The organism is Paraburkholderia solitsugae (assembly GCF_013177695.1).
Taxonomy (GTDB): Bacteria; Pseudomonadota; Gammaproteobacteria; order Burkholderiales; family Burkholderiaceae; genus Paraburkholderia; species Paraburkholderia solitsugae.
Genome location: NZ_WOEY01000146.1, coordinates 1 through 23,434 on the forward strand (window position 1 = coordinate 1; position 23,434 = coordinate 23,434).

Consider the following 23,434-nt stretch of genomic DNA (forward strand, 5'->3'; position numbering starts at 1 on the left):
ATATAGCCGCCCACCACGCCCACGCCCCAGCCGCCGCCGAAGCGTTTGAGCGCCAGCAGGTCGAGCACGCTGACCGGTGCGTTGTGATAGTGGGTGTCGTTATTGGGCGTGTAGAACTCGACACCGTAGTTCAGCGACAACTCGATCTCTTCTTTCGGGAACAGCTTCGTGTAGGAAACCGTCGGCGTGAAGGTCCACGTGTTCTGTCCAGCATTGGCCAGCCGACTCGAGGTGTAGGCGCCGGTCGGCGCGTAAATCTGCACGCTCAACGCGATGTGGTCGGTCTTGGTCAGGTGATAACCGGCCACGACCGGCGTGAAGAAGATGTCGGCGAATTGTGTGCCGTGATCGTTCGGCAGCAGGCCATGAAACGACGACACGTTGGTGTACTGGAACGGCACCCCGAACGAGGACGCGAAGTTCCAGCCGCCCGCGGTAATGCCCCATGTCTTGACCGCGTTGACGAGGGTGTACACGACCGAATAGTCGAGGCCCGCAGTGATCTTGCCGGCAATCGGAATCGTCTTGCTCGCGCCCAGCGACCCTTCGTAATAGATCGTGTTGGCCGAGACGATCCAGTCGTCCGTCGGCGGCACGACGCCCGCGTACGGCGTCACCTGCATGCCGGTGATCGGCCTGCCGATACCACCCTCAGTCGCCCACCCTTGCTGGGACAGACACAGGCCGACGGTGGTCAGAAGCGCACCTCTGCACAATCGGCTAGCGAGTGGCCGGCTATTGAACAAGCGGTTTGTGCGACTCATAGTCATCCTCGGAAATGAAGTGCGGCGTAATTGAACGCAGTAGAACAAGGGGTGAACGAACCGCGGCGGTATGCCGTCCGCGTATTCAACGGTACGTGTCTCACGGCTCGCGCTTCACCGGCGGCGGTGTCCAGCTGCCGTCAAGCGCTGGCTGTTGCGGCCAATAGGCGCGTACGTACAGCGAGAACGCTTCATTGGGCGGCGCCGGCAGCCAGTTGGAGACCTTGTCGTCACCGGGGCTCGTGTTCTGCACGTAAAGCGTCAGCGAACCGTCGGCATTGAACTTCAGGTCCTTGTTCTTGGTGCCGAGCGAGTAGCGGTTCTGCGCATTCGGCGAGAAGAAGTGATGCGAGTTGTACAAGGTGAGCGACCAGAACCCTTTGACCGGCGGCAACTGATCCTTGGCAAACGTCACCGTGTAGTGCGCATTGCCGTCGAGACGCTGACCGGATGCGTCGGCGTCGGCGTAGAAATACTTGGTTTCGTTAGGCTTGTTGACGAAGATGTTCGACTTCGCCACCGCCGTGCGCGTGAAGTAGTCCGTGCCGAACGCAGCGCCATTGCTGATGGTGTTCCAGTTGGCGGGCAGCCGCTTGCCGAAGGTATTGAAGTTGAACAGTGGCGTGACCAGATCCGTCTCGGCCCTCGCCCCTTCGGCGACAATCGCGGTCTTGATCGTCGGATCTTTCTGCGCCGCCGCGATCAGCGCGCGCGCCTGCGCGTAGAGGGCTACTTCGCCGCGTTGCGGCGGCGTCTCATCGAGCACCGTGGGCAGCAGGTCCCAGAAACGATTCGGATCGACCCATTTGATCTCTTCCGCGCTCGCGCCGGCTGAACTGTCGCCGGACTTACCGAAGCTCGGCAGCTTCGACCAGTCAGTTTCCTTGACCTTGCCGTCGTACTCGGCGAGGGGATACAGACCGACCTTCGCAATCACCGACTGCACGGCCGCACGATCTTCAGGCGTGTCGTCCATGAAAACGCGCGGGATGAAACTGCCGACGCCGGTCGGCGATCGGAACACCTGGCGGATGCCCTTCGGCACCTGGCCGTGCCAGTCAGGACCCGCTAACAAATAGAAGCCCGGACGCGTGCCGTACATCTTGCCGAGACTCGCGAACCCGTCGGTGCGCAAATCGACGGCCTGATAGACCCAGAAGCGTTTGCCGAAATCGGGCACCTGCACGACCACCGGCGTCTGGTTCAGATCGAGAATCGAGGAGCCGTAGACCACGTCCTGATTCGGGCACGCGACAAAGCGCTCCTGCGGTTCGATATAGTCGCGCAGCATCGACAGGTGATTGGGCGGCGCGACCGGCACGATGCCTCCGTTCAGACCCGGCTGCGGGACCTGCTTCATCGCCAGCAGGCGGCCGTAGACGTTCACCATCGGCCACGCCCAGAAGTAAGTCTGGCGCGCCACCAGCCGTGCGTATTCTTCGGAGACCGCGTAGCCAGCCACTGGGCCAGGCACGGATGCCGCGGTGGCGGTCGCATGGGCCGGCTGGTCCTGCTGTGTCTTCGCCAGAATGGGTGCGGCGACCGATGCCAGCACGGCGGCGGTGACCCACGTCGCAGTTTTTTTATTCATAGTTTTCTCTTCTTCGTCCATTCGCCGTTTAGCGTTTCTGGGGTTCAGGGAATTTCCAGCTGCCATCGAGCACCGTCTGATCCGGGCCATAGATCCGCATCACGAGGTCGTACGCGCCGGTGGGCGCCGGCAGCCAGTTCGAAGCCTTGTCCGCACCCGGCGACGTGTTCTGCACGTAGATATCCAGCGAGCCGTCGGTGCCGTACTTCAGACCTTTCGTGCGATCGCCGATCGAGTAACGGTTGATCGGATTGGCGACCAGATGGCGCGCGGGCAGGTCGTACAGCGTCATCGACCAGAAGAACTTCGCGGGCGGCAGGTCCTTTTTGTCGAAGTGCAGCACGTAGGGCTGCGAGCCGACCAGTTGCGCGTGCTCGCCGTTCACTCGCGTACCGACGTACACCGCTTCTTCCTTGGTGTTGCCGTAAATCCCCATCGCCGCCGCGACGGCGCGCGTGGTGTAGTCGTCTTTCAGATCAGCACGGCTGCCGAACAGGTTGAACGAACCAGTGGTGTGCTTTTCGGCGTCGGCCAGAGCGGCTTTGCCGTCAGCGACACCTGCTTCTAGCGCGGCGCGGGTTGCCGGCGGCAAGGCGGCCGGATCGAACGGCGCGCCCGGCGCAATGCCGATCGTCGCGAAGCGCGCCATCAATTCTTTCTCCGAAGGCGCGGGCGGCTGCGTGAACTGCAGCATGAAGTTCAGATAGGCGATGAAGTCGACCGAGGTCGCCTTCGCTTCATCCCACTTCGGGAAATCGAGCTTCGCGACGGGCGGCGGTGCAGCCGTATGCTCGAAGGTGGATAGCGGCGTGAGCTTGTACTGCTTCTGGACCGCCTCGACGTTCTTGACGTCGCTCGCACCGTTGAGCGCCGTGCGGCCGAGCGTCAGGATCAGATCCGTCTCGGAGCGAAACACCTTGTCGATGCCCTTGGGCGTGTCGCCGTGCCAGTTCGGTCCGGCGAACAGATAGTGACCGGCGCCGTTGCCCGTGGCGCGCGAACCGACGTACGCGAAGTTGTAGGTGTACAGGTCGATCCACTGGAACACGTAATAGCGCTCCTTCGGCACCGCAGGCACCGTCAGCACCCACGGTTCGCGACGCAGATCGAGCCACGCCCACGAGTACGGCGTGTCGTTGTTCGGCGTGACGATGTCCTTGTTCTCAGGACCGTACGGATGCGAGTAGTTGCGGAACCTGCCGAAGCCGCCAACATAAGACTTCGAGCTGGAATCGATCGCCTGCTCATAGAGCGTCTTGTAGTTGAACAGCATCGGATACGCGTACAGATACGCATCCTTGGCGATGGCGCGCGCCTCCTCCGGGGAGGCCGTGACGGCCGCGGATGAAGCAGGGACCTGGGCAGCGGCTTGCGTGGCCGGCAACATCGTCAACGACAGCCCGGCGACGAGCGCACCGATTTGCAGGCGTTCAAGAAATGTCATGTTTGCTTTCCTTCAGTTTCTGGTCTGTCCGGTCTATTTGCCGAACGTCATGTTCAGGCCCGCGAAGATCGTGAACTTCGGTACGCCCGCGCCGGAATGGGCGACGGAGTACTGCGGTTCGATGAACGCGTTGTAGATGGTCGAGCCACCCTTCCACGCCTTGCCGGCGCCGAGGCCGACTGGAATGTAATAGCTGCCGTGCTGCAGGTCGAAAGTCCAGATGCCGGTCGAGCGGATATACCAGCCGCCCGGCAGGTTGAAGATGCCGAACGGCTGCGCGGTGAGCGATTGCGTGGTGGGCCGGCTGCTTTGCCCGGCGAACGAGTGCTGCCACTGCACCAGCGCGCCGAGGAGTCGCGCTTTCGTCGCACTGACGGCGACAGCGGCAAGACCGGCCTGCCACTTGCCGGTGCCGAGGCTCGGATCGGTGGCCGTCGGCATGGTCACGAGCGGACCGACACCGACCTGCACGTCGCCTTGGGAGAGCAGGAAGATGTCGAATAGATTCAGGTCGCCGAGGCCAGTGTTATAGCCGCCGCTCGGATCGGGGCGCGTGCTGACCGGCACCGTGGCGCGGAAGATTTCCGGCACGCCGATCAGGCTGTTCGGGCCGATCGGCACGGTGGGGCGCAAGAGCAGATCGTTGGTGTGCGCACTCGCGCCGAACACGCTTGGCGTGTAGTAATTCTGGATGTTGAATGAGGCTGCCAGATTGAGCGGGTTATTACTCTTATTAGCGTCGTCGGCCGATGCTTGAGCGAACGCCGGCGACAACAACACCGAGGCGGCGTATAGCGCCGCCGACCCAACCACGCATTTACAACCCATTCCCGTACCTCGTCTATGGGCATTTCTTATTGGCAAACGCACTCCTTTGCTCAACGTCAATAAAGCAAAAGAAATAGCATTCGTATTTTCGAATTAGATCGAACTAATCGCGGGCGTGCGTTCACCCAGCCGGCAGCGCGTGGCTCGGCCGGGGAAATATGCAAAGCAGATATGGCGCGCTATTAAATCGCGCTAAGTCTCTCTAACAAGCTGGAAAGACGGTACGACCGGATACAGGGCTTGCATGGACGCTCCTTTCAGACTCAAGGGACGCCGCACCAAACGAAGCATGCGGGAGGTAAAAAGTTCACAACAGGGAAAGTCGTGGCGGAATGGTAGCAAACGTTTCAGAAGATTACAGAGATAAATTTGTAACACACGCGAATTCGTAAATTTCCGCATGAATTAGATTTTTGCGGCCATTCCCATTGCATATTTTTGCCATAGTTTTGAGAATTTGTTCACTCGACTCATAAAAAATCGCATAGCGTCATATGCCATCTCAAATTGCCCGCATTGACGCCGCCGCTCAAAAAATCAACAAAATGGGCTGCAACAATCACCGCGTCCCATTAGACTGGCGCTCGCTTTAGATTCGACCCACCGTATTTGATGAGGCATTCATGATTCGCACGATGCACCGGTACTGCATTGCTTTGACCGTTGTGGTTCTTTCAGCTTGCACCGTTACGCCGCGCCACGACGCGAGCGAGTCGCCAGCCGGCGCGTCGAGCGCCGCAGCCCTCGCGTCATGGAACGACACTGCGACCAAACGCTCGATTGTCGATTTCGTGACGCTGGTCACGACGCCCGAGTCGAAGGATTTCATCGCGCGCGCTGACCGGATCGCCGTGTTCGACAACGACGGCACGTTGTGGCCGGAGCAACCCGCGTCGGTGCAACTGGTGTTCGCGCTGCAACGGGTGAAGACGGTGGCCGGGCGGCATCCGGAATGGAAACGGCAGGAACCGTTCCGCTCGATTCTGAGAGGCAATCTGAAGAGTATCGCGGCGAGCGGCGACACCGGCTCGATGAGGTTGCTTGCGGCGGCGCATGCCGGTATGACCAGCGATCAATTCGCCGCGCTCGTGCACGAATGGTTCGACTCCGCGAGCGACCCGCGCTTTAACCGGCCGTACACCGACCTGGCCTATCAGCCGATGCTCGAGTTACTCGCCTATCTGCGTGCCAACGGCTTCAAAACCTATCTGGTGACGGGCAGCGATGTCGAGTTCGTCCGCGACATCGCGCAGCGCATGTATGGCATTCCGCCCGAGCAGGTGATCGGCAGCACCGTCAAATACAAGTACAGTCAGACGAACGGCGCGGTGTCATTGACCCGGCTCGCGCAGGTCGACACGCTCGTCGACGGTGCGGCCAAACCGCTCGCGATCGATCGCGTGATCGGCAGGCGTCCGGTGATCGCGTTCGGCAACGCCGACGGCGACGTGCCGATGCTCGAATGGACCTCGGCCGGCGACGGCCCGCGTTTCGCTGCGCTGCTGCATCACACCGATGCGGAGCGGGAGTATGCGTACGACCGAACGGCGAAAAGCGGCAAGCTTGATAAGGGTCTGGACGAAGCCGGTGCGAAGGGCTGGCTCGTCGTCGATATGAAGGATGACTGGAAGACGGTGTTCAAGCCGGATAGCGCGGCAACGGCTGCGGCACCTTCCAATTAAGGGCGGTTGGTTGGGAAGGCCGCGGTTGGGCGGCGTTTGATGCGGCCTTCCATGCTGGCTTGGCTGCGGTCATAGCTGCGCCTTTGCTGCAGCCTTTGCTGCGGTTCCCGCTGCGGCCTTCCCCGCCTTTCATTACCCGCTTAGCGACTCAGCGTGATCGTCAGATAGCTGGCGTACAGCACGCCGCACACCAGCAACGCCCACACCGGCACACCGCGCTCACGCACGTTGATCCGCAGCCACGCGGCGGCGGCCAGTGTGATCACGATGCCGGTCACCACTTCGATGCGCGGCGTCCACGGCGTCAGCAGAATCCCGATTGCGGGCAGCAAGGTGCCCTGAAACACCATCGCGCCGGTGATGTTGCCGAACGCCAGCGTGTCCTTGCCGCGGCGAATCCACAGGATGCTGTTGACTTTCTCCGGCAACTCGGTGGCGATCGGAATGATCAGCAGCGACAGCAGCAGCGGCGAGACGCCGAGCACCTGCGACACACCCCGCACACCGTGGATGAAGCCTTCCGCGCCCCACACTAGCAACGCAACGGCCAGCGCCAATTGCACCGCGATGGTCACGAGATTGGTGGGCAAGCCGAGACGCGACAGCAGCATCTTGCCCGGCGCTTCAGTACCGTGGCCGGCGTCGACCAGTTTGTTCGAGGCGCGGAACGTCATCACCACATAGGTGATGTACACGCCGACCAGCGCAACGCTGAACAACGCCCGCACAACCATCTGTTCGTGCGGCACGTACATCGCCGCGGCCGCCAGCACGAAGGCACACAGGAAGTAGTTCAGATCGCGCGTGAAACCCGTGCGTTCCGGCGTGACCCAGCCGCCCACGCCGCGCGACCCAAGAATCGCGAGCGTCATCAGGAAGGTCGACAACGTGGAGAGCATCAGCGGCGCGCCGAGAATCGCGCCGACGCCGATCTCCTGATTGACCGCGCTATCGGCCGTGCCGCCGGCAATCGCGAGCAGTGGGACGAGGGTTTCGGGTAATGCGGTACCGACTGCCGCGAATAACGAACCCGTCACGCCCTCGGAGATTTTCAGGCGCTCGCCGAGATGTTCGAGCGCATTGGTGAAAAGCTCAGCCGCCACCAGAATGATGATCAGCATGATGGCGAGTTCGAACAGGAGACTGGTCATGCGCGGCTCCCTGCAAGTGCAAAGGAAAAGCGGCACAACGAACGGGTACGTGGGGAAACCAGCAGGGCACAACGATGTTCCACAGGGCAACTCCGCGGTCGGACGTAGGTGACGAACCAATGACGCACCGCGACACGTCCGACCAGAACGAAGCAGTGCGCCAATGGTCTCGCCAAACCGACCCGGTCGAACGCGCCATGACCCGCAGGTCAAGTATGTTGACGCGCTCTCCTTCAATGGATGAAGGAAGGCTACTCCCCAGTGACCGGGGGATTCTAACGGGATCCGCAGCTTTCAACAAGCTTGGAATTGGGCGCATGCGTCTGCGCCTCCTGGCTTTGCTGCGCCCGTCCGGTGATGCGACATCAGGCGCGCAAGCGTGCGATAGCCCCACTGGTAAGATCGCTCACCGTCTACGACAGCAGTGAGTCCCCACATGAATTATCAAAATCGCCAGTGGTTTTACGTCAAGCGTCCCGAAGGACGCGTTGGCGACGAGCATTACGCGTTGCGCGAAAGCGAACTCGACGACAATTTGTCGTCGAATGAGGTGCTTATTCGGGCGCGCATTATTAGCGTCGATCCGTACATTCGAATCCAGCAGCACGAACGCAATACCTACGACGTGCCGCATCCGCTCGGGATCGTGCAGCGAGCCGGTGTGGTGGGTGAAGTGGTGGCGTCGGCGAGCCCGCTGTTCAAGCAGGGCGATTGGGTATCGGCCTATAGCGGCTGGCAGTTGTACGCCAAGTGCCATCACAGCGAGCTGACCAAGCTGAATCCGGACGCAGCGCCGGTTTCGACCGTGCTGGGCGTGCTCGGCATGCCGGGACGCACCGCGTGGTTCGGGTTGATGGAAGCGGGTAAGCCGCGTCCGGGCGACACGCTGGTCGTGTCCGGTGCGGCAGGCGCGGTCGGCTCGCTGGTCGCGCAGTTCGGCAAGCGCGCCGGGTGCCGCGTCATCGGGATCGCGGGCGGTCCGGACAAGTGCGCGTTTCTGACGGATACGCTCAAGCTTGACGGCGCGGTCGACTATCGGGCGCATCCCACGTTCGAAAGCTTGCGCTCAGCGCTGCAGGCGGCGACTGGCGGCGTCGATGTCTATTTCGACAATGTGGGCGGCATGGTCACCGACGCGGTGATTCCGCTGATCAAGCGCCGCGCGCGGATCGTGATCTGCGGCGCGATCGCTCAATACGACGGCGGGCTCGACACTCCGGACCTCGCGCCGCGCTTCCTGCAGCACATGTTGTTTCAGCGCGCGACGATTCAGGGGATTCTGGCGCGCGACTTCATGCACCGAATGGACGAGATGCTGCAGACCGTCGCGCCGTGGGTGAAGAACGGTGAAATCGTTTACCAGGAGACGTACGTCGATGGGTTTGACGCGTTGCCTCAGGCGCTGAACAGCCTGTTCGAGGGCAAGAATCTCGGGAAGCTGCTGGTCAGGGTGTGACGGTGTGAGCGCGAGTTAAAACCTGCGGGCGGCAAGCGGTCATGATGACGGTTGTCGTTCGCGGCAAAACTGCGCTGCTGAACTGGGATGCAAAAAACAGGGGGAAATCGCGTTGAAACTCGACCAGAAATGGTGCCCGGCTGGGATCGAAAAAATCGGCTGAAGGTACGCCAGATAAGGCATTAAGAGGCACCCACTGCCTTACGGGTACGACTAGGGGTACCACTGCCGTACCATTGCGGTTCTTTTGCAACAAATTATTACGAGATACCGATAGCGCCGGCCAACCCTCAGCGATCCATCGATACTGAACGAACGATACGGCGGCTCACGACCCGGAGCGATCAATTGACAATTGTGAAAGCGGACCTTCAACGTTTGATCCATGTAATCACCCGATCATGATGCGGGGCGCTTCATAGCTTGAATGGAAGACTGTCGAATTCACATGCAAGGACGATTCTCTTGTAAATTTCATCATTCGTTTCGCCGTGCAAACCGAATGTCAGATAGTAGTTCTTCCCTTCATGCTTGTGGAACACGAACCACTCTCCCGTCATCCTATTCGACGAGCTCCTGATCTCGATTGGCTCAATGACCACATGGTGGGAAAGGTACTTGGTGAACGCATCATCAACATGCCCCGAGCCACTGGCTTGAGCAGCCTTGGCCCACACCTCTTTGAAGTGACGATCACCTTCCCTACTGCGCAGAAAGTTAAGCAAATTCTTTATGTGAAACCTCGGGCTGGTGAAATGCTTTTTATAGAGACCGGTCAACGGCGCATGTTGAAATTGATCCTCTTGACCTGTCGCATTTGAAGAGCGAAGCCCTTCGAGCACTTTGATCGGTTGAGTAAGATCAAACGTCGAAAAGATTCTATTAATCTCAAACGAATACGCTTGCTCGAGCAAGACCGTATTGATTCTCGATAACTCGAGCCCGTGGAACGCAACAGACTCGGCAGCCCAAGCAATCAATTCTTCACGGGATGGGGAAGCGACCATGTCTCCTGAAACTCCTGCTGAATGGGACAACTGAGGAATCGAACACAAGGCGATCGCACAATGATCGACGATCTACACCCGAATGTCGAACGTCTCGAACTGGCCGCTCCACGCTCATGCCACCCTGTGATCGACCCGCAGGGGACTGTCCCGCTGTCCGACAACTGACGGTCGCGCTGCGGCGCAATTCGTTGATCGAACCGAGTGGATTCTGAACTCGGGAGGACGGCGTTGTCCGGGATTTACGCGTGGCAAGTCGCAATGATTTCAGGGCTGGATGCTTCTTGGAATTGACCGCCGCTCCAGTCCCCGAACAATTCGATCTTGCGAAATCCGGCTACGTCGATGCTACTCGCCAGTTCATCGCTGGAGATGAAGCGCAATCCGAGCATCGCACAAGCACTGGCTCTTGCGCCGCACTCGTGACGGGATGGCAAGTGCTCTGCAACATGACCTGCGCAACGCTGTCGCGCCGATGCGGTCAAATTGTCAAAGCCCCGTAGCTGTGGCATTGGAGGTCTTCATGAAGGCGCGATATGCGATGATGTTCGCGGCGCCCGGCGTAGCCGCGTTGTGACGCGCCGCGTGCCGCGTGCTGCGCCGCCCGACGCCGCACAAACCCTGCTTGCGCAGTTGACGCGTAAGGAACAGCGCGAAACTGAAGTGGTCGCAACCAGCCGGTTCGCCTGCTAAGCGGACCGCGATCCGTCCAGAATGTCTCAATAAACTTGGGCAAGGCCACTCGGCCCGCTTTTAGCTCGCCATTTAGCGCTGATATAGGAAAATCGACTTTATGGCGCGGTCCCTGCTTAATGCACGAATCTGGGTGTCATAACCGACATGCGAAACGCGCCATACATCAAAAGCCGATTGCTGATCGTCGCGGCGTTCGCGTTGCCCGCGTTCGTTTTCACCAACGGCTGTAAGTCGACGGCGACGCCGTCCGTGACCGCACCGGGGGAGATCGCCACTGACGACGCTACGCTCGCCGCCCGGGTGAAGCAGGCGCTCGTCGCGGACCCGGGGCTGAGATCGTTGCCGATGAGCGTCGCGACGTATCGAGGCGTCGTGCAGTTGTCAGGATACGTGGACTCGGAGGTACAGATTCAGAAAGCGCTTGCCGTGACGCGCGGCGTGCCGGGAGTGCAATCCGTGAGCAACGATCTGCACCTCCGGCCGCAATGACGCGCGTTCGCCGGAAAACAGATGACGAACGAATAACGCAGGAGAGCGCGCCAAAGCGAGGGCTGCCTCACAAGCGACAAGATCCTGACGCGAGACAGCAATGCGTGTGCTGCGCGCGATCGGCGGTTCCGCCAATGGCATAGTGCATCTGCGCTTTGACGACCATTCCCCTGCGCTCTATTAGGGTCACCGATTTCCGGGCCGACCGTGATCGACCCACTCCGGCCGTTGGAGCCAGCGCGGCGTGAATGGCGGCTTCCGGGGTCCAGCGGTCATTCGTGCACGCTTGCCGCCCGTCAAGTCATCGGCCACCGTTCGGATAACCGCGAATTTTATCGATCGAGAGTGGCGGCTTACGCAACGACCATATGACCTCCTCACTTTCGACCCATCTCCGACACTCGAGAATGGAAAACTGGATACCGTAGAGCAGCCTTTGAGCGACCGCCTACAGGTGTCGGCACTGTCGTTGGCCCAACGCAGTCTGATCTATGACGCTCGCCAAAGCGCGTGACGGAACCCATTGGCCTCCCTGTGCAATGAATCGGGAGGTTGCGTCGACGACCGTCTGGTTGCCGTCAACATTGAACACAGCAAAGACAGGTGCGACGGCCGACTCCACGAGGGAAAATTGCTGCTTTTCGAATCTGCCCAGGTCAATGCGGCCTTCGGCATCGAAAGTGAGAATGGAAAACGTGTTCAGAACGACGCGCACCGGGTTTCTGGCCACAAGCTCGACCACGACGCTGGCCATTCGCGCTCGTTGCCCCGCAAAAACGGGCAGACAGTGGCTTGCCGGATCTCGCAGCATCCGGTCGAACTTGGCGTTTGACAGCCGCCAGAGGGTATCGTCACGAGCGACCAGAAACGTTCGGCAAGAAAAGCCCATGGTTCTGCCCCGTGCATTAACGGTGATGCTCACCAGAGTAAGGACCGCCTTAGCGTGAGGATGGAAGCGCTTGCCTCTTGACGTCTCACTGGATGATCTCGCCGCTCCATCGATCACGGTTGGCCCAGAACGAACACTGCGCGCATTTTTCACCTTCCGGGTAGTCAATGCCTTCCTCATGCGGGCAGCCGACGATACGATCGACGGCCACCACCGATTTGGCACCATGCTGATCGATGAATCGAACGATTGCTTCAGCGACTTCTGGGTCGATTCTCGCATCGGTTGTTTTGCAGAACCACCGCTCAATAGGGTTGGCGTCAGCACCTTCGTGCGCGACGATGCCAACAGAGACCTTCGTCGCTCTCGTGTCGTCTGGCCCGTAGAAGGCAACCGTTGCCACCGGATAGCCACAGAAGCCTTTGTCACGTTTTTTCGCAAACTTGTCCCGGTACCACTGAGCCTTGAATGTCATGCCCCCTCCCTCGCATGCCTTGCCGGGTGACGTAAGCGGCGTCACCCAAGTACACAAAGCGCCCACGTTTTTACGCCTTCACCGTCCGCCAGACAAGCGGGTTCAGGAAGTAGTGGCTGCGTGGGCAGAGCAAGGGGCGCTTGAAGTATAGGCGCGAGCGACCGCGATGGAGTGACTCACACCGGTCGGTGATCGGCGGTAATCCGCCATGAAGGGACGTTCAAAGGAGCAGAGTTGAACGTCCGTAGGTCGGTCCAACGAGACACGCTGCGATATAGTCGTTTGTAACAACCGGGCCAACTGATTTTCGCCGCGCGGGCGAGAGCCGTCATCGGCATCCCATCTCGTATGACTCAGGCTTTGGTACCCTTTCATGGTGGGTAGTTTCTTTTGGCAGAATTCGGAGATTCGCGGGGGCGGCCTTGAAGGTTGGCCAGCCGGTGGTAGAGCCGGGGGCGAACTTCCGCGAGTTACTACGTGGCGATCAGGTACAGCAGATGAAAAGACAGTTCACAAGACATGTGCAACGCAGCGGACGGGCAAACCCCGGACGGTTGGTCCACCCGATAATTCGGTCGAACCAGACTCAAACGGAGATTCGCCCAGTCTGCGCTAGGCCGGAGGGCCTGCTGGTTGATTCCGCAACTGCTCTCCTTGAAAATACGCGGCTTCAGCGCTTGCGGCAACAGTGCGATTGGGACGGGCGCTTTTGACTGCTCCCGACATTCTCGCGCCACACCTTACGCCCAGCGGACACCTGCTTGCGTTGCCGGTGGACGACGCCGCGCCACTATTGGCGGATGAAATACGACTGCGGCTAGTCAGTGCTTTTGCGCTTGGCGCGGGGCATGGCTTGCTGCATCTGGGCACGGTGGAAATTGGTCGCATTTTGCCCCCCGCATGGGCCTGGTGGCGTGATTTTGCCGCGCGTTATGTCACCGCCTTGTGCGCTACGCCCGAAGGCGGCGAGATCGCGGTCGTCACGCCTGCTGCCAAGGATTTCGATGTCCTGATTGTCGATGCGCCGCCGATGACGGGCGGGGAGTATCTAACGCCAGATGTGCTGGCCACGCTGTGGGACGACATCAATACCGCCTTGCACCAGGAACTGGCGACCGCAAAAGTCTCGCTTCAGGATTTCCTCAAGTTACGCCACCCGGCCTGGAATCTCGTCGGCCGCGTGCATTTCAACCTCGCTGAGAACCGCAAGGATCCGGAGTCACCGTTCGCCTTCCTCGCGACTTACACTTCGCGCCTGTCGGCGCATGGCAAAGCGCAACACCAGCCACTGTCGCAAGCCCTGGCGGAATATTCGGGAGCCAGGAGCAAGGCGCAGCTCTTGTCTCTGCTGCTGCCGGTGCAGCGCGCCGCGGAACACTGCGATTGGCTTCGCGAAATGGTGGATACCGGCGAGATATACCATCCGCTGCGCTGGACGCCGCTTGATGCCCACCGCTTTCTCACTGACCTGCCCAGACTCGAAACCGCAGGTATTGTCGTTCGCACGCCAAGCGTCTGGCAGTCTGGCCGTCCTGCTCGTCCCGTTGTGAAAGCCAGCGTCGGCGCTCGGCCGCCTTCGCTCCTGGGCAAGGAGGCGTTGCTCGACTTCAATACGGAGGTGTCCCTCGACGGCGAGCGTCTCAGCGCCTCTGAGGTCAGGGATCTGCTTAAAGGCGCTGATGGTTTGCAACTCATCCGCGGTCGCTGGGTCGAGGTGGACAAGAAAAAGCTCAGTCGCCTCCTGAAGCGATTCGAGGCCGTGGAACAGGCGGCTAAAACCGGTCTGCCCTTAAATGAGGCCCTACGCCTTCTGGCGGGTGTTTCGCTCGAAGATAGCAGCGACCCCACTGACCACGACTGGTCGCAGCTTGTTGCAGGGCCATGGCTGGCCGGCATCTTGCAAGAGTTGCGTCAGCCGGAGGGCTTGGCGCAGATCAGCCCGGGACCCGAACTCAAGGCCAGTCTGCGGCCCTACCAACAGGCCGGCGTGCGGTGGTTGTACCTGCTCACCCGGCTCGGACTGGGCGCTTGCCTGGCGGACGATATGGGCTTGGGCAAGACCATGCAGATACTCTCGCTGCTGCTGGTGCTGAAGCGCGAAAGCGCCGAGGCGCGGCCTAGCCTGCTGGTCGCCCCCGCATCGCTGCTGGCCAACTGGGCGGCAGAGGCCGAGCGCTTTGCCCCCGGCTTGCGCCTGCTGGTCGCCCATCCGTCGGTCATGCCGGCGACAGATTTGCGTGCGCTGGACGCCGCGCGGCTTGCGGACATCGATCTCGTCGTCACCAGCTTTGGCTCGCTTCTTCGCCAGCCGGTGCTGGGGACCATCCAATGGCGCGTCGCCGTCGTCGATGAAGCGCAGGCGATCAAGAATCCGAGCGCCAAGCAAACGCGACAGGTCAAGCAGCTCCATGCACAATCGCGCATCGCGCTGACCGGAACCCCCGTGGAAAACCGCCTGTCCGATCTGTGGTCCATTTTCGATTTCACCCACCCCGGATTGCTGGGCTCAGACAAGGTCTTTGCCAACTTTACCCGGCGGCTGGCGAAGGCCGAGCACTTCGGTCCGCTGCGAACGCTCGTGCGGCCCTACATCCTGCGCCGCCTGAAGACCGACAGGCGGGTAATCGACGACCTTCCGGACAAGACCGAACTCAAGGCCTGGTGCCACCTGAGCCCGAGCCAGGCAGCACTTTATCAGCGTGCGGTTAAGGATCTGGCCGCCGCGCTTGACGACGCCGAAGGTATCGGTCGCAAGGGTGTAGTGTTGAGCTTCCTGATGCGCTTCAAACAGATATGCAACCATCCGTCGCAATGGTTGGGCGACGCGGCGTGGAAGGCGCAAGACAGCGGCAAGTTCGCCCGCCTGCGCCAACTGGCCGAAGTCATTGCCGCCAAGCAGGAAAAGGTGCTGGTATTCACCCAGTTCCGCGAGACCACTGAGCCGCTCGCTGCATTTCTGGGTTCAATCTTTGGACGCGAAGGTCTGGTGCTCCATGGTGGCACCCCGGTAGCCAAGCGCCGCGCATTGGTCAAGCAATTCCAGGAAGATGAGCTGACGCCCTTCTTCGTGCTGTCGCTCAAGGCCGGCGGGGCGGGTCTGAATCTCACCGCCGCTTCGCATGTGATCCACTATGACCGGTGGTGGAACCCGGCCGTGGAAAATCAGGCGACTGATCGTGCGTTTCGTATCGGCCAGCAGAGGAACGTTCTGGTGCATAAGTTCATCTGCCGTGGCACGATCGAGGAGCGTATCGACCAGTTGATCGAAGCGAAGCAGCAATTGGTGAAGGACGTGCTAGAGGGCGGGGCGGAACTCCTGCTCACCGAGTTGAGCGATCGTGAATTGCTCGATCTCGTGAAGCTCGACGTTCATGCCGCGCAAGAAAATTGATCGTCAAGAGGAAGCGCAATGAGTTACGGGGGATGGAAGCCCTATGTCTCGGTCGCCGAGCGCAGAAAAAAGGCTGAACTGGCCGCCGCGAAGGCTAATAAGGCCGGTGCGGTCCTGTCGCCAATCGCGTCGTATCGCGGTGCCATCGCCAAGACGTTCTGGGGCAAGGCATGGTGCGACAATCTGGAAGGCTATAGCGACTATGCCAACCGCCTGCCGCGCGGCCGTACCTATGTGCGCAACGGTTCCGTGATCGACCTTCAGATTACGGCCGGCGAAGTCCGCGCGCAGGTAATGGGTTCGAGCCTCTACACGGTTGCTGTGACCGTGACGACGTGTCCTGAAAAGCAATGGCGAGCGATCGGAGCCGATTGCGCGGGGTCGATCGATTCGATCGTGGAACTCTTGCAGGGCAAGCTCTCAACAGCCGTGATGGAGCGCATCTGCAAACCTGGCACCGGTCTTTTCCCAGCGCCGAAGGAAATCAAGTTCAATTGCAGCTGCCCGGACTGGGCTTCGATGTGCAAGCACGTTGCTGCCGTGCTCTACGGCGTCGGCGCGCGGCTCGACCAGCAGCCAGAATTCCTTTTCGCCTTGCGGCGGGTCGATGCCAATGATCTTGTCAGTCAGGTCGGTGCCGGCCTGCCTAAATCGAGAAAACGCCCGGCTACCGGCAAGGTCCTCGACGACGCGTTGGTGGCCGATGTGTTTGGCATCGAGATGGCCGAAGCTTACCCATCGGTGAAGACTGCTGCCGGACGTACCAAGCCATCGGAAGGCAAGGTGACAGCAAAGAAGGCGGCCAAGTCTGCTGTCTCGACAACCCGGAAGCCAGCTGCGACCGCGAAGACTGTGGCGGACACGGACAATAAATCGGTAACAAAGAAGTTGCCAGTCAAGCCATCTGCTGGGCCACGTAAATCAACATCCAGCGACGTCGTTTCCGGTAAAGCAAACGTGGCGACCTCGCCTGCAACGCCGAAAAAGGCTGCAACAAGGAAGCGCGCCAGTGCTCAACCGGTGAAAAGTAAATCTCGCTAAACTCCGATTTCATCTCGCATGGCGACTCGGGAGACGATTGACGTCGATGAATGAAATTCTTCTCATCGGGAAACCCCGGCGTCTGGCGAAGTCTCCCGATCATGTTGAACGTCAGCGGACGTATCCGGTTCAGGATTTCACAGACCAGATTGGGGGTATTTTCAATACTTGGACGACCGCTTCGTGAACATTGCCAACAGCCGTAATGGCCGATCACTTGACGAGCGTGACCGTCGCGGAAGGTCCGTTGTCTGGGCGGAGCCGACGCTCGAATGTCCGTCTGAGAGCTCGATCGAACGACCGAAGATGGCCGGGTGCTGTCTCATGCGATGCGTATGTAGCTCGAAACTCGTGAGTAGTTGATCGGCTGCACGCGCCCGAGCGTCGCCGCCTTTCGTCACACGCCTTCGACGAGAACTGCGCGATAGCGCGCGCCCTTGAATCGGTGCTGCGCGACCTCCTGATACGCCGGGCTGTCGTACCACGCACGCGCGGCCGCTGTCGACGGAAACTCCACGATCACGACGCCCTCTGGCGCGTCGCCCTCAAGGACCTGCTGAGGTCCGTAGGCAGCGAGAATCTTGACAGGATGACCTTTGAAAGTCTCGCCCACCTTGCTCTGGTAGATGTCGAGCTCAACTTGATCCTGCGTGCTTTCCCTTGTGAAGACAATATAAGTCGCCATGACGTGCGCTCCCGCGGTGGTGTGAAGGTGCACACGATGATGACATGAAACCGCATTGGGCCTCGATACGCAGCGCCGGCGCGGATGCTAACCCGTCGCTTGGGCGAGAGAACCACCCGATCCTCGCGTCGGACGCATATCGGTATCGAGATGTGGCGCGGTGGCAGTAGGTTCGGTTTGTCTGTTGCCGCCCCTTTCGTCTGGCGGTGCCCGAGTAACCTCGCCCTAACTCCGTTTCCACACCCCGCTCATCGGTAGGGTCATGCCCTGAGGAAGTCTGTCAAGCTTTTTTCTTTAACGTCTAAATCTCGCTACGACGATCATCCCACGCCCGCCCGTGGACAACGACGCTGCCCACAGCACGAGGCTGTGGACAGCCGCCTGACGGCGGTTCCATCGTTGCCCACCGTCTCCCCGCGAGCTTCGCCTTCGGCCTGACGCGCCGCTGCGCGGCTTGCCCCAATCAGATAAAAGAACAGGCCACGGTCTTGACCTAAGCGCCCAGCGTGCCCAGAAGGCGCGAACCTCGTTTCCTGAGCACGTTGAGATACACAGTCTCGTTGTACGGCGTACGCGTTTGCCAGCATCGATACAGAATGCGGATCCACTTGAACGCGAGAGCCCTCACGGCGATGTGGTGCGAACTGCCCTTCGCGCGCTGCTGCCGGTAGTAGGCGCCCGCCCAGAATGAGCGTGGAATGGTCTGGGCGGCCCATTCCACGAAGGTCTGGCGCAGGAATTTCGGACACTGCAGGCGCCAGTGAACCCAGCTCTGTTTCCCGCTGCGCTCGGTCACCGGGGCAATACCCACGTACTTCTGCAGTTCATCAGCACTCCTGAACCGTTCCCGCTGCTCACCGAAGGCAGCCAGCAGGCGGGGGGCGAGCTGCGCGCCGGCACCCGGCAGGTTCTTGAACAGCGTATAGTCCGGCAGCGTGGGCGCTACCGCGGCGATCTCGTGCTCGAACTGCACGATTGCGGTCAGCACAGCGCGTAGCTGTGCAGCCAGTGCCAGCACGTGCAGCCTGCACGGACCGATGATCGCCGGATCTTCAGTCAGCGGTGCCGCCTCCCGGATCGATCCGATGCGGGCGCTGATCCGCCTAGCACTGCGACAGTGGTGTGCATGGAAGAATGCCTCAAGGGTCGCCGTGCGGGCCTGCCTGACCGAGCGCAGCGTCGGCCAGCGGTCGAGAAAGTCGCAGAACAGCAGCGTGCCCCGGTCATCGAACCATTCCAGCGCCTGCGGGTAATACTGCTTGAGCGTGTCGCACAGCCGATTGGTCAGGCGGGTCTGGTCGCCAACCAGCTGCCGGCGCCGTTCCACCAGGCTCACCAGTGTCCGCATCGCGGCGCTCTGCGGCCTCAAGGGACCGAAACGCTCCGGATGGTGCAGCAGGAGGTCAAGCGCGAGTTCCGCATCTTTCGGATCATTCTTGGCACCACTGGGCTGGAATGCCTCACGATACTTTGCCAGGGTCGCCGGATTGATCGGAAACAACACGAGGAAATCATACTTCTGAAGCGCCGCCACGATTGGCCCCTTGGCCAGTTCAAGGGCCACCGCAATCGGTCCGCCGAAGCGCCGGTGCAGCGCGTTTGCCCATTCGTCGATGGCCGCCACCCGGTGCGCAATGCAGCTCGACTCGCGACGGGGGGAGCCTGGTGCCTGAACGCAGATATCGTGCTTCGTGTCCGCCCAGTCGATACCGACATAGGCCGTGAATGGCTGCTCGGGTAGAAGCGACATGTGGGACCTCTGCAAGTAGTAGATTACGCAAAGGAACATGCATGCCTACGTCCGCCGAAGGCGATATAGCAAGCCGGTGCAACGGCAAACCCTGAGTATTCGTTTGGACGCAGGCGCACCCGTGAACTCGAAGCTGACCCTAGAAATGTCAGTACATTACGAGAACTTATTCGTAGCCCACGGGTGCATGTTCCGCCTTCGCTGGCAGCTACCTGTCAGCTGTGACCAGTATCACGGAAAGCAGGACAGACTACCTATATCGAGAACTGGCGCGCGCACCGGTAGGCGCCGGTGGTGATTCCCCCGCTTTCGCGATGGCCCGCAATCCGGCAACCATGGTCACGTTTCCAGCTCCCGCCACGTCGAACGCAGCGGGCCGGTTTCCGGCACTACGCTCTCCTGTGTGCTTCATGTCAAGATTTATGGGACCTATCATGCTGGGCGCGCTTTCGGTGCGGCAGCACGACGAACACGATAGCCGTTGAACAGCTTCAGTTCCTCGTACAGCCAACGCCTGCTCCACCGCTTCCAGCCGAAGCCGCGTCGATTCCGGGAGCGCCCCATGTGGCGCCTGATCTTCTTTTCTACCCAGTCTTTGATGAAGCTGAAGCACTCGCTCGAATGTCCAACGGCGAAGTAATTCACCCAACCGCGTAACACGGGATTGATCAGTTCTACCACCCGATCTACCGGCTGCGACTGGTATCGCCGAAACACCTCTTTGAGCTTGCGCAATAACGCCGTGCGCTTCTTCAGCTTTGGCGTATAGTGCCCCGCCACACCTCCCTCTGTACGCTGCGGAGTCGACGGAAGTCGAATCCCAGAAAGCCGAAGCTCTCTGAGCGGTCCAGATTAACGGTGCGGCTCTTCTCTTCATTGACCTCAACCTGCAGTTTGGCAAACTCTTCCCGAAGCCGCGTGGTCACCGCCCTCACCTTAGCAGCTATTGAAGACCTGCAGTCGGCAACCAAAGCAACATCGCAGGAGCAATTCGATCTCGCAGCATTCGTTGACGAGACAGTAGACGCGGAACAGCTTGATCAGGCGGTTGAAGTCTTGGCGGTCGGAACTAGACCGTTGTTAGTCTACGGCGTACCCCGCTTGCTCAAGCTCGCTCTACGCAACGGGCTACGTAATGCCGTCGACGCATCAAAAGAGGCCCAAACAATCGCTAAATCTCGCACTTTAGATACAGAACATCCAAATATTCCAGGTGTGGTGATCTCATGGGGCGTAACTGACATCGACTGTTGGATATCTGTCATCGATTCAGGCATCGGTCTACCGAATACAGACACGTTATGGTTTGAACTCGGAACAAGTACGAAACCACGTCACTCTGGGTTTGGACTAGCGATAGCGAAACAGGCGATGGAAACGATGGACGGGACTATAGGCTTAGAGCCGTCAAGCGGTGGCGGTGCGAAGTTTTCTCTTACGTGGCAGAGATCTCAATGAACGTTCTAATTGTCGAAGATAACCCCGATTACATCGATGTCCTATCGGAAATGACGTCAAGGCTGAGCGGGGACGCATACATATCTGTACGCACAGATGCAGAGTCGGCAAGCGCACTGATCCAAAAGGAATTCTTTGACCTGGTGGTGCTGGACATGAGTATTCCGGCACAAGCAGTCGACGCAACGGACAAACCGGCGCACGGCATGCTCGGGCTAGCAGAGGCTCAACAGAAATCGCCCGGAACTCCTATCCTCATCCTGACCGGTTCATCAGCTCGGGAATACGGCGAACATATAGAGGAACTCGTCAAGGGGGCGACGAAAGCCGATATATGGGGCAGCGCGGAAGAACTCGAAATGGTGAACTTCAGCCGTAAGCGAGACCTCCTGAGCTTCGAGGGGACGTTGGGCTCTTACATAAAGTCATACGAACAAACACGAGGTGTCGAACTAGATAGGGGTAGCTTGGAATTGCCCCTCACTTACGACCGACTTCTACGGATCTTTGCGCGCTCGATTGACGGTGCGACATGCACAGTCGCGAGTATTTCGGGCGTGCTCTCCGGCACACCCGTTTTTTTCGCCTGCATGTCCGAGACGCACAAGGAAATCTTACGCAAAGCGTCGTGTGCAAATTGGGCGAATTGTCGAGCGTCCTTGACGAAGCTACCCGTTACGACAAATTTGCCAACCGCCTGCCTCCAGCCGCAACGCCACGCAAAGTCAGAGTTCAGCGCTGGGGGGCCGCAGGGGACGCTGGGGTGTTCTATCAACTGGCAAGCGGATATGACGAAAACGTGTTTTCGATTTTGCACGACGGCTCTCGAATCGTAGAAACGATCAACGAACTCAAACGCATGATGGACCCGTGGGCGAGAGGTCAAGAACGCAGGCATTTTTCGGACATCAGGAGGATCGAGATTTCCGATGCCGATTTTGCTTACGTTCGTGGTGAACTAAATTTTGACTGGATCGGTTCTCTCGAAAATCAAATGGTGCAGACGAGCTGGTCATGTACGCACGGAGATTTGCACGGGGCCAATATTTTGGTTGACCAGAAGTCGATGCCCATATTGATCGACTTCGGGGATATGTCCGATGGCCCGGCTACACGCGATCCGATAACGCTAGAGCTAAGCGCCCTTTTCCACGTCGATGGACCAATGAAAGGATCTGGATGGCCTGGCGATTCTGCCAGTTCGGTATTTTTGGACATCAACACCTATCTTAAAAACTGCCCATCGCCGGAGTTTGTTAAGGCATGTCGAACATGGGCCGATGCAAGGTCTGTCAGCAAGCGTGAAATACTTGCTGTCGCGTACGCTTATCTGGTTCGGCAGCCGAAATATCCGGACACCGATAAGGACCTTATCCGAGGACTTTTGCAAGGGGTACGAGTTGCCTTTGAGCGTACGTAGCCCTGATATGAAGGGCGACCGTGATTCGTAGAAGCGAAACCTCGGCTGCTAGAAATTGAGGCGTACAACAACGGACAAGATCCAACGGAGCTTCTTGTCGACGCCCGGCAGCGGCGGTTATCTTAGGACGCAGCTCAGTTTTGCCGTGTACAAGTCTCTCATAGCAGGCAGCCCTCTTTTACGGTGACGCGATGCCCTTCTCACATCAACGTATGGGGAGTTGCGACCACCCTTACAGAACTTCTTTCGTTCCTGCCCCTATGGTTTAACGGCCGGATTGATGCTGTATCGATTGAAGCGCACCACCTCCTCGCCGATCCGATCATTAAGCTGCGCGAATCGACGCTGCAACGGCTCGATTTCGTTACGCCCGAATACCTCGGCGGCTGTTTCGGCCGCACCAAACCCGCCCGTATTGCTCGGCACGATCCCCATGAGCTGCGGCGGGATACGATGCGCCGCGAGCAAGTCGTCGCGCGTCACATTCTTGATATTGAAAAACTCGTCTTTCGCCGTGACCTCGGAAACGGGAATGAGCTGAATGCCGTCTTTCTTGCCGTTCGGCGCGTACATAAACAGGTTTCGGAAATTGCCCGGCCCCTTGCTGTTTTTCAACGCTGCGCGCATGTCGTCGACATCGGTTTGCGACTGTGCCGCATCCGTCATGTACAGGATGAAACCCGCATGCGAACCATTCTCGTAATACCGCCGGCGAAATAGCGTCGCCGACTCGTTCAACCATGCCGCGTGCAGCGCGCCGAGATATTCGGGCAAGCCGTACACCTCCTGGTTAATGTCCGGCTCCATCAAGTGATGCACGGTCCCGGCCGCGAACTCGTGCGACACCTGCCACCCGTTGACCTGATAAAAGCGCTGCAGGTCCGCCGCGCGGCGCATGTACTTGGCCGGCGCACGCTCGAACGCGAGCGGCCCGCCTAGCCGGTTCTTTCGCAGCTCAAGATACCCATTGCCGAACGTGAGGAAATCGAGCGCCCACTTATCGAACACCTCGCGCGTGAGCAACCTGTGCGGAATGAACGTCGCCGATAGCACGTTGCGTTTGAAGTAGATCGCGGAGCCGTGATGGACACCGGCGCGGAATGTCTTAGCCAGGCCCGACCAGGACACCGGCGGCTCGAACCAGTTTCCGGCCGACCAGGTTTCGACGTAATCCAGAATCTCGGCGCGATCCATCACCGGCACGGGGTCGCCGAAGG

At 59.6% G+C, this 23,434-nt stretch carries 19 protein-coding genes, 1 pseudogene and 1 riboswitch; of the genes and pseudogenes, 8 read left to right on the forward strand and 12 right to left on the reverse strand.

What is annotated here, in order from left to right:
- The 4 genes from GNZ12_RS37100 to GNZ12_RS37115 all read right to left on the reverse strand — a co-directional run.
- Positions 1–764: SphA family protein (locus GNZ12_RS37100; RefSeq protein ID WP_172317091.1), on the reverse strand; the 764-nt coding region annotated here is incomplete at its 3' end.
- Between the two features lie 100 nt (positions 765–864).
- Positions 865–2,355 carry a DUF1254 domain-containing protein gene (locus GNZ12_RS37105; RefSeq protein ID WP_172317093.1) on the reverse strand — a complete coding sequence of 497 codons (1,491 nt, stop codon included), beginning with the start codon at positions 2,353–2,355 and terminating at the stop codon, positions 865–867.
- Between the two features lie 28 nt (positions 2,356–2,383).
- Complete coding sequence (locus GNZ12_RS37110; protein WP_172317095.1) at positions 2,384–3,799, reverse strand: DUF1254 domain-containing protein; 1,416 nt, start codon at positions 3,797–3,799, stop codon at positions 2,384–2,386.
- Positions 3,800–3,832: 33 nt separating this feature from the next.
- Complete coding sequence (locus GNZ12_RS37115; protein WP_172317097.1) at positions 3,833–4,627, reverse strand: hypothetical protein; 795 nt, start codon at positions 4,625–4,627, stop codon at positions 3,833–3,835.
- Between the two features lie 623 nt (positions 4,628–5,250).
- On the opposite strand from GNZ12_RS37115, the gene GNZ12_RS37120 reads away from it, so the two are divergent.
- Positions 5,251–6,309, forward strand: a complete 1,059-nt coding sequence (locus tag GNZ12_RS37120; protein ID WP_172317099.1) for an HAD family hydrolase — start codon at positions 5,251–5,253, stop codon at positions 6,307–6,309.
- 140 nt (positions 6,310–6,449) lie between these two features.
- On the opposite strand, the gene GNZ12_RS37125 is transcribed toward GNZ12_RS37120, so the two are convergent.
- Positions 6,450–7,460 (reverse strand): sodium:calcium antiporter, encoded by a 1,011-nt coding sequence (locus tag GNZ12_RS37125; protein ID WP_172317101.1) that lies wholly within the window; start codon positions 7,458–7,460, stop codon positions 6,450–6,452.
- 100 nt (positions 7,461–7,560) lie between these two features.
- A riboswitch (yybP-ykoY riboswitch) is annotated at positions 7,561–7,732 on the reverse strand.
- A 164-nt stretch (positions 7,733–7,896) separates the two neighbouring features.
- Between GNZ12_RS37125 and GNZ12_RS37130 the strand changes: the two genes are divergently transcribed.
- Complete coding sequence (locus tag GNZ12_RS37130) at positions 7,897–8,916, forward strand: NADP-dependent oxidoreductase (RefSeq protein WP_172317103.1); 1,020 nt, start codon at positions 7,897–7,899, stop codon at positions 8,914–8,916.
- A gap of 416 nt (positions 8,917–9,332) precedes the next feature.
- On the opposite strand, the gene GNZ12_RS37135 is transcribed toward GNZ12_RS37130, so the two are convergent.
- Positions 9,333–9,923, reverse strand: coding sequence for a hypothetical protein (locus GNZ12_RS37135; RefSeq protein ID WP_172317105.1), 591 nt, complete (start codon positions 9,921–9,923; stop codon positions 9,333–9,335).
- 840 nt (positions 9,924–10,763) lie between these two features.
- Between GNZ12_RS37135 and GNZ12_RS37140 the strand changes: the two genes are divergently transcribed.
- On the forward strand, positions 10,764–11,108 hold the full coding sequence (locus GNZ12_RS37140; protein ID WP_172317107.1) for a BON domain-containing protein: 345 nt from the start codon (positions 10,764–10,766) through the stop codon (positions 11,106–11,108).
- A gap of 448 nt (positions 11,109–11,556) precedes the next feature.
- Here the strand turns inward: GNZ12_RS37140 and GNZ12_RS44750 are convergent, their stop codons facing one another.
- Positions 11,557–12,030 carry a hypothetical protein gene (locus GNZ12_RS44750; protein ID WP_235994005.1) on the reverse strand — a complete coding sequence of 158 codons (474 nt, stop codon included), beginning with the start codon at positions 12,028–12,030 and terminating at the stop codon, positions 11,557–11,559.
- Positions 12,031–12,082: 52 nt separating this feature from the next.
- Positions 12,083–12,472 (reverse strand): hypothetical protein, encoded by a 390-nt coding sequence (locus tag GNZ12_RS37150; protein WP_172317109.1) that lies wholly within the window; start codon positions 12,470–12,472, stop codon positions 12,083–12,085.
- Positions 12,473–13,181: 709 nt separating this feature from the next.
- Here GNZ12_RS37150 and GNZ12_RS37155 point away from each other — a divergent pair.
- Together GNZ12_RS37155 and GNZ12_RS37160 are read left to right on the forward strand one after the other, a co-directional pair.
- Positions 13,182–15,863: a DEAD/DEAH box helicase gene (locus tag GNZ12_RS37155; RefSeq protein ID WP_172317111.1), complete on the forward strand. Its 2,682-nt coding sequence runs from the start codon at positions 13,182–13,184 to the stop codon at positions 15,861–15,863.
- Positions 15,864–15,881: 18 nt separating this feature from the next.
- On the forward strand, positions 15,882–16,904 hold the full coding sequence (locus tag GNZ12_RS37160; protein ID WP_172317113.1) for an SWIM zinc finger family protein: 1,023 nt from the start codon (positions 15,882–15,884) through the stop codon (positions 16,902–16,904).
- A gap of 397 nt (positions 16,905–17,301) precedes the next feature.
- Here GNZ12_RS37160 and GNZ12_RS37165 read toward each other — a convergent pair whose 3' ends face one another.
- From GNZ12_RS37165 to GNZ12_RS37175, 3 genes are all read right to left on the reverse strand, one after another.
- Positions 17,302–17,589 carry a DUF1330 domain-containing protein gene (locus tag GNZ12_RS37165; protein ID WP_172317115.1) on the reverse strand — a complete coding sequence of 96 codons (288 nt, stop codon included), beginning with the start codon at positions 17,587–17,589 and terminating at the stop codon, positions 17,302–17,304.
- A gap of 493 nt (positions 17,590–18,082) precedes the next feature.
- Positions 18,083–19,339: an IS110 family RNA-guided transposase gene (locus GNZ12_RS37170; protein WP_172317117.1), complete on the reverse strand. Its 1,257-nt coding sequence runs from the start codon at positions 19,337–19,339 to the stop codon at positions 18,083–18,085.
- A gap of 432 nt (positions 19,340–19,771) precedes the next feature.
- The gene (locus GNZ12_RS37175) at positions 19,772–20,119 is read right to left on the reverse strand and encodes a group II intron maturase-specific domain-containing protein (protein ID WP_216673510.1); all 348 of its coding nucleotides are present in this window, start codon (positions 20,117–20,119) and stop codon (positions 19,772–19,774) included.
- A gap of 138 nt (positions 20,120–20,257) precedes the next feature.
- On the opposite strand from GNZ12_RS37175, the gene GNZ12_RS37180 reads away from it, so the two are divergent.
- The 3 genes and pseudogenes from GNZ12_RS37180 (at position 20,258) to GNZ12_RS45405 (ending at position 22,217) form a co-directional block, all read left to right on the forward strand.
- On the forward strand, positions 20,258–20,797 hold the full coding sequence (locus GNZ12_RS37180; RefSeq protein WP_172317119.1) for a sensor histidine kinase: 540 nt from the start codon (positions 20,258–20,260) through the stop codon (positions 20,795–20,797).
- A pseudogene (locus GNZ12_RS45670) lies at positions 20,794–21,081 on the forward strand (response regulator); the annotation flags it as partial. The gene GNZ12_RS37180 and the pseudogene GNZ12_RS45670, both read left to right, overlap by 4 nt.
- Before the next feature lie 248 nt (positions 21,082–21,329).
- Entirely contained in the window at positions 21,330–22,217 is an 888-nt protein-coding gene (locus GNZ12_RS45405) for a phosphotransferase (protein ID WP_328806121.1), read from the forward strand.
- Between the two features lie 258 nt (positions 22,218–22,475).
- On the opposite strand, the gene GNZ12_RS37195 is transcribed toward GNZ12_RS45405, so the two are convergent.
- Positions 22,476–23,411 carry a phage portal protein gene (locus GNZ12_RS37195; protein WP_235994009.1) on the reverse strand — a complete coding sequence of 312 codons (936 nt, stop codon included), beginning with the start codon at positions 23,409–23,411 and terminating at the stop codon, positions 22,476–22,478.
- Positions 23,412–23,434 lie beyond the last annotated feature (23 nt).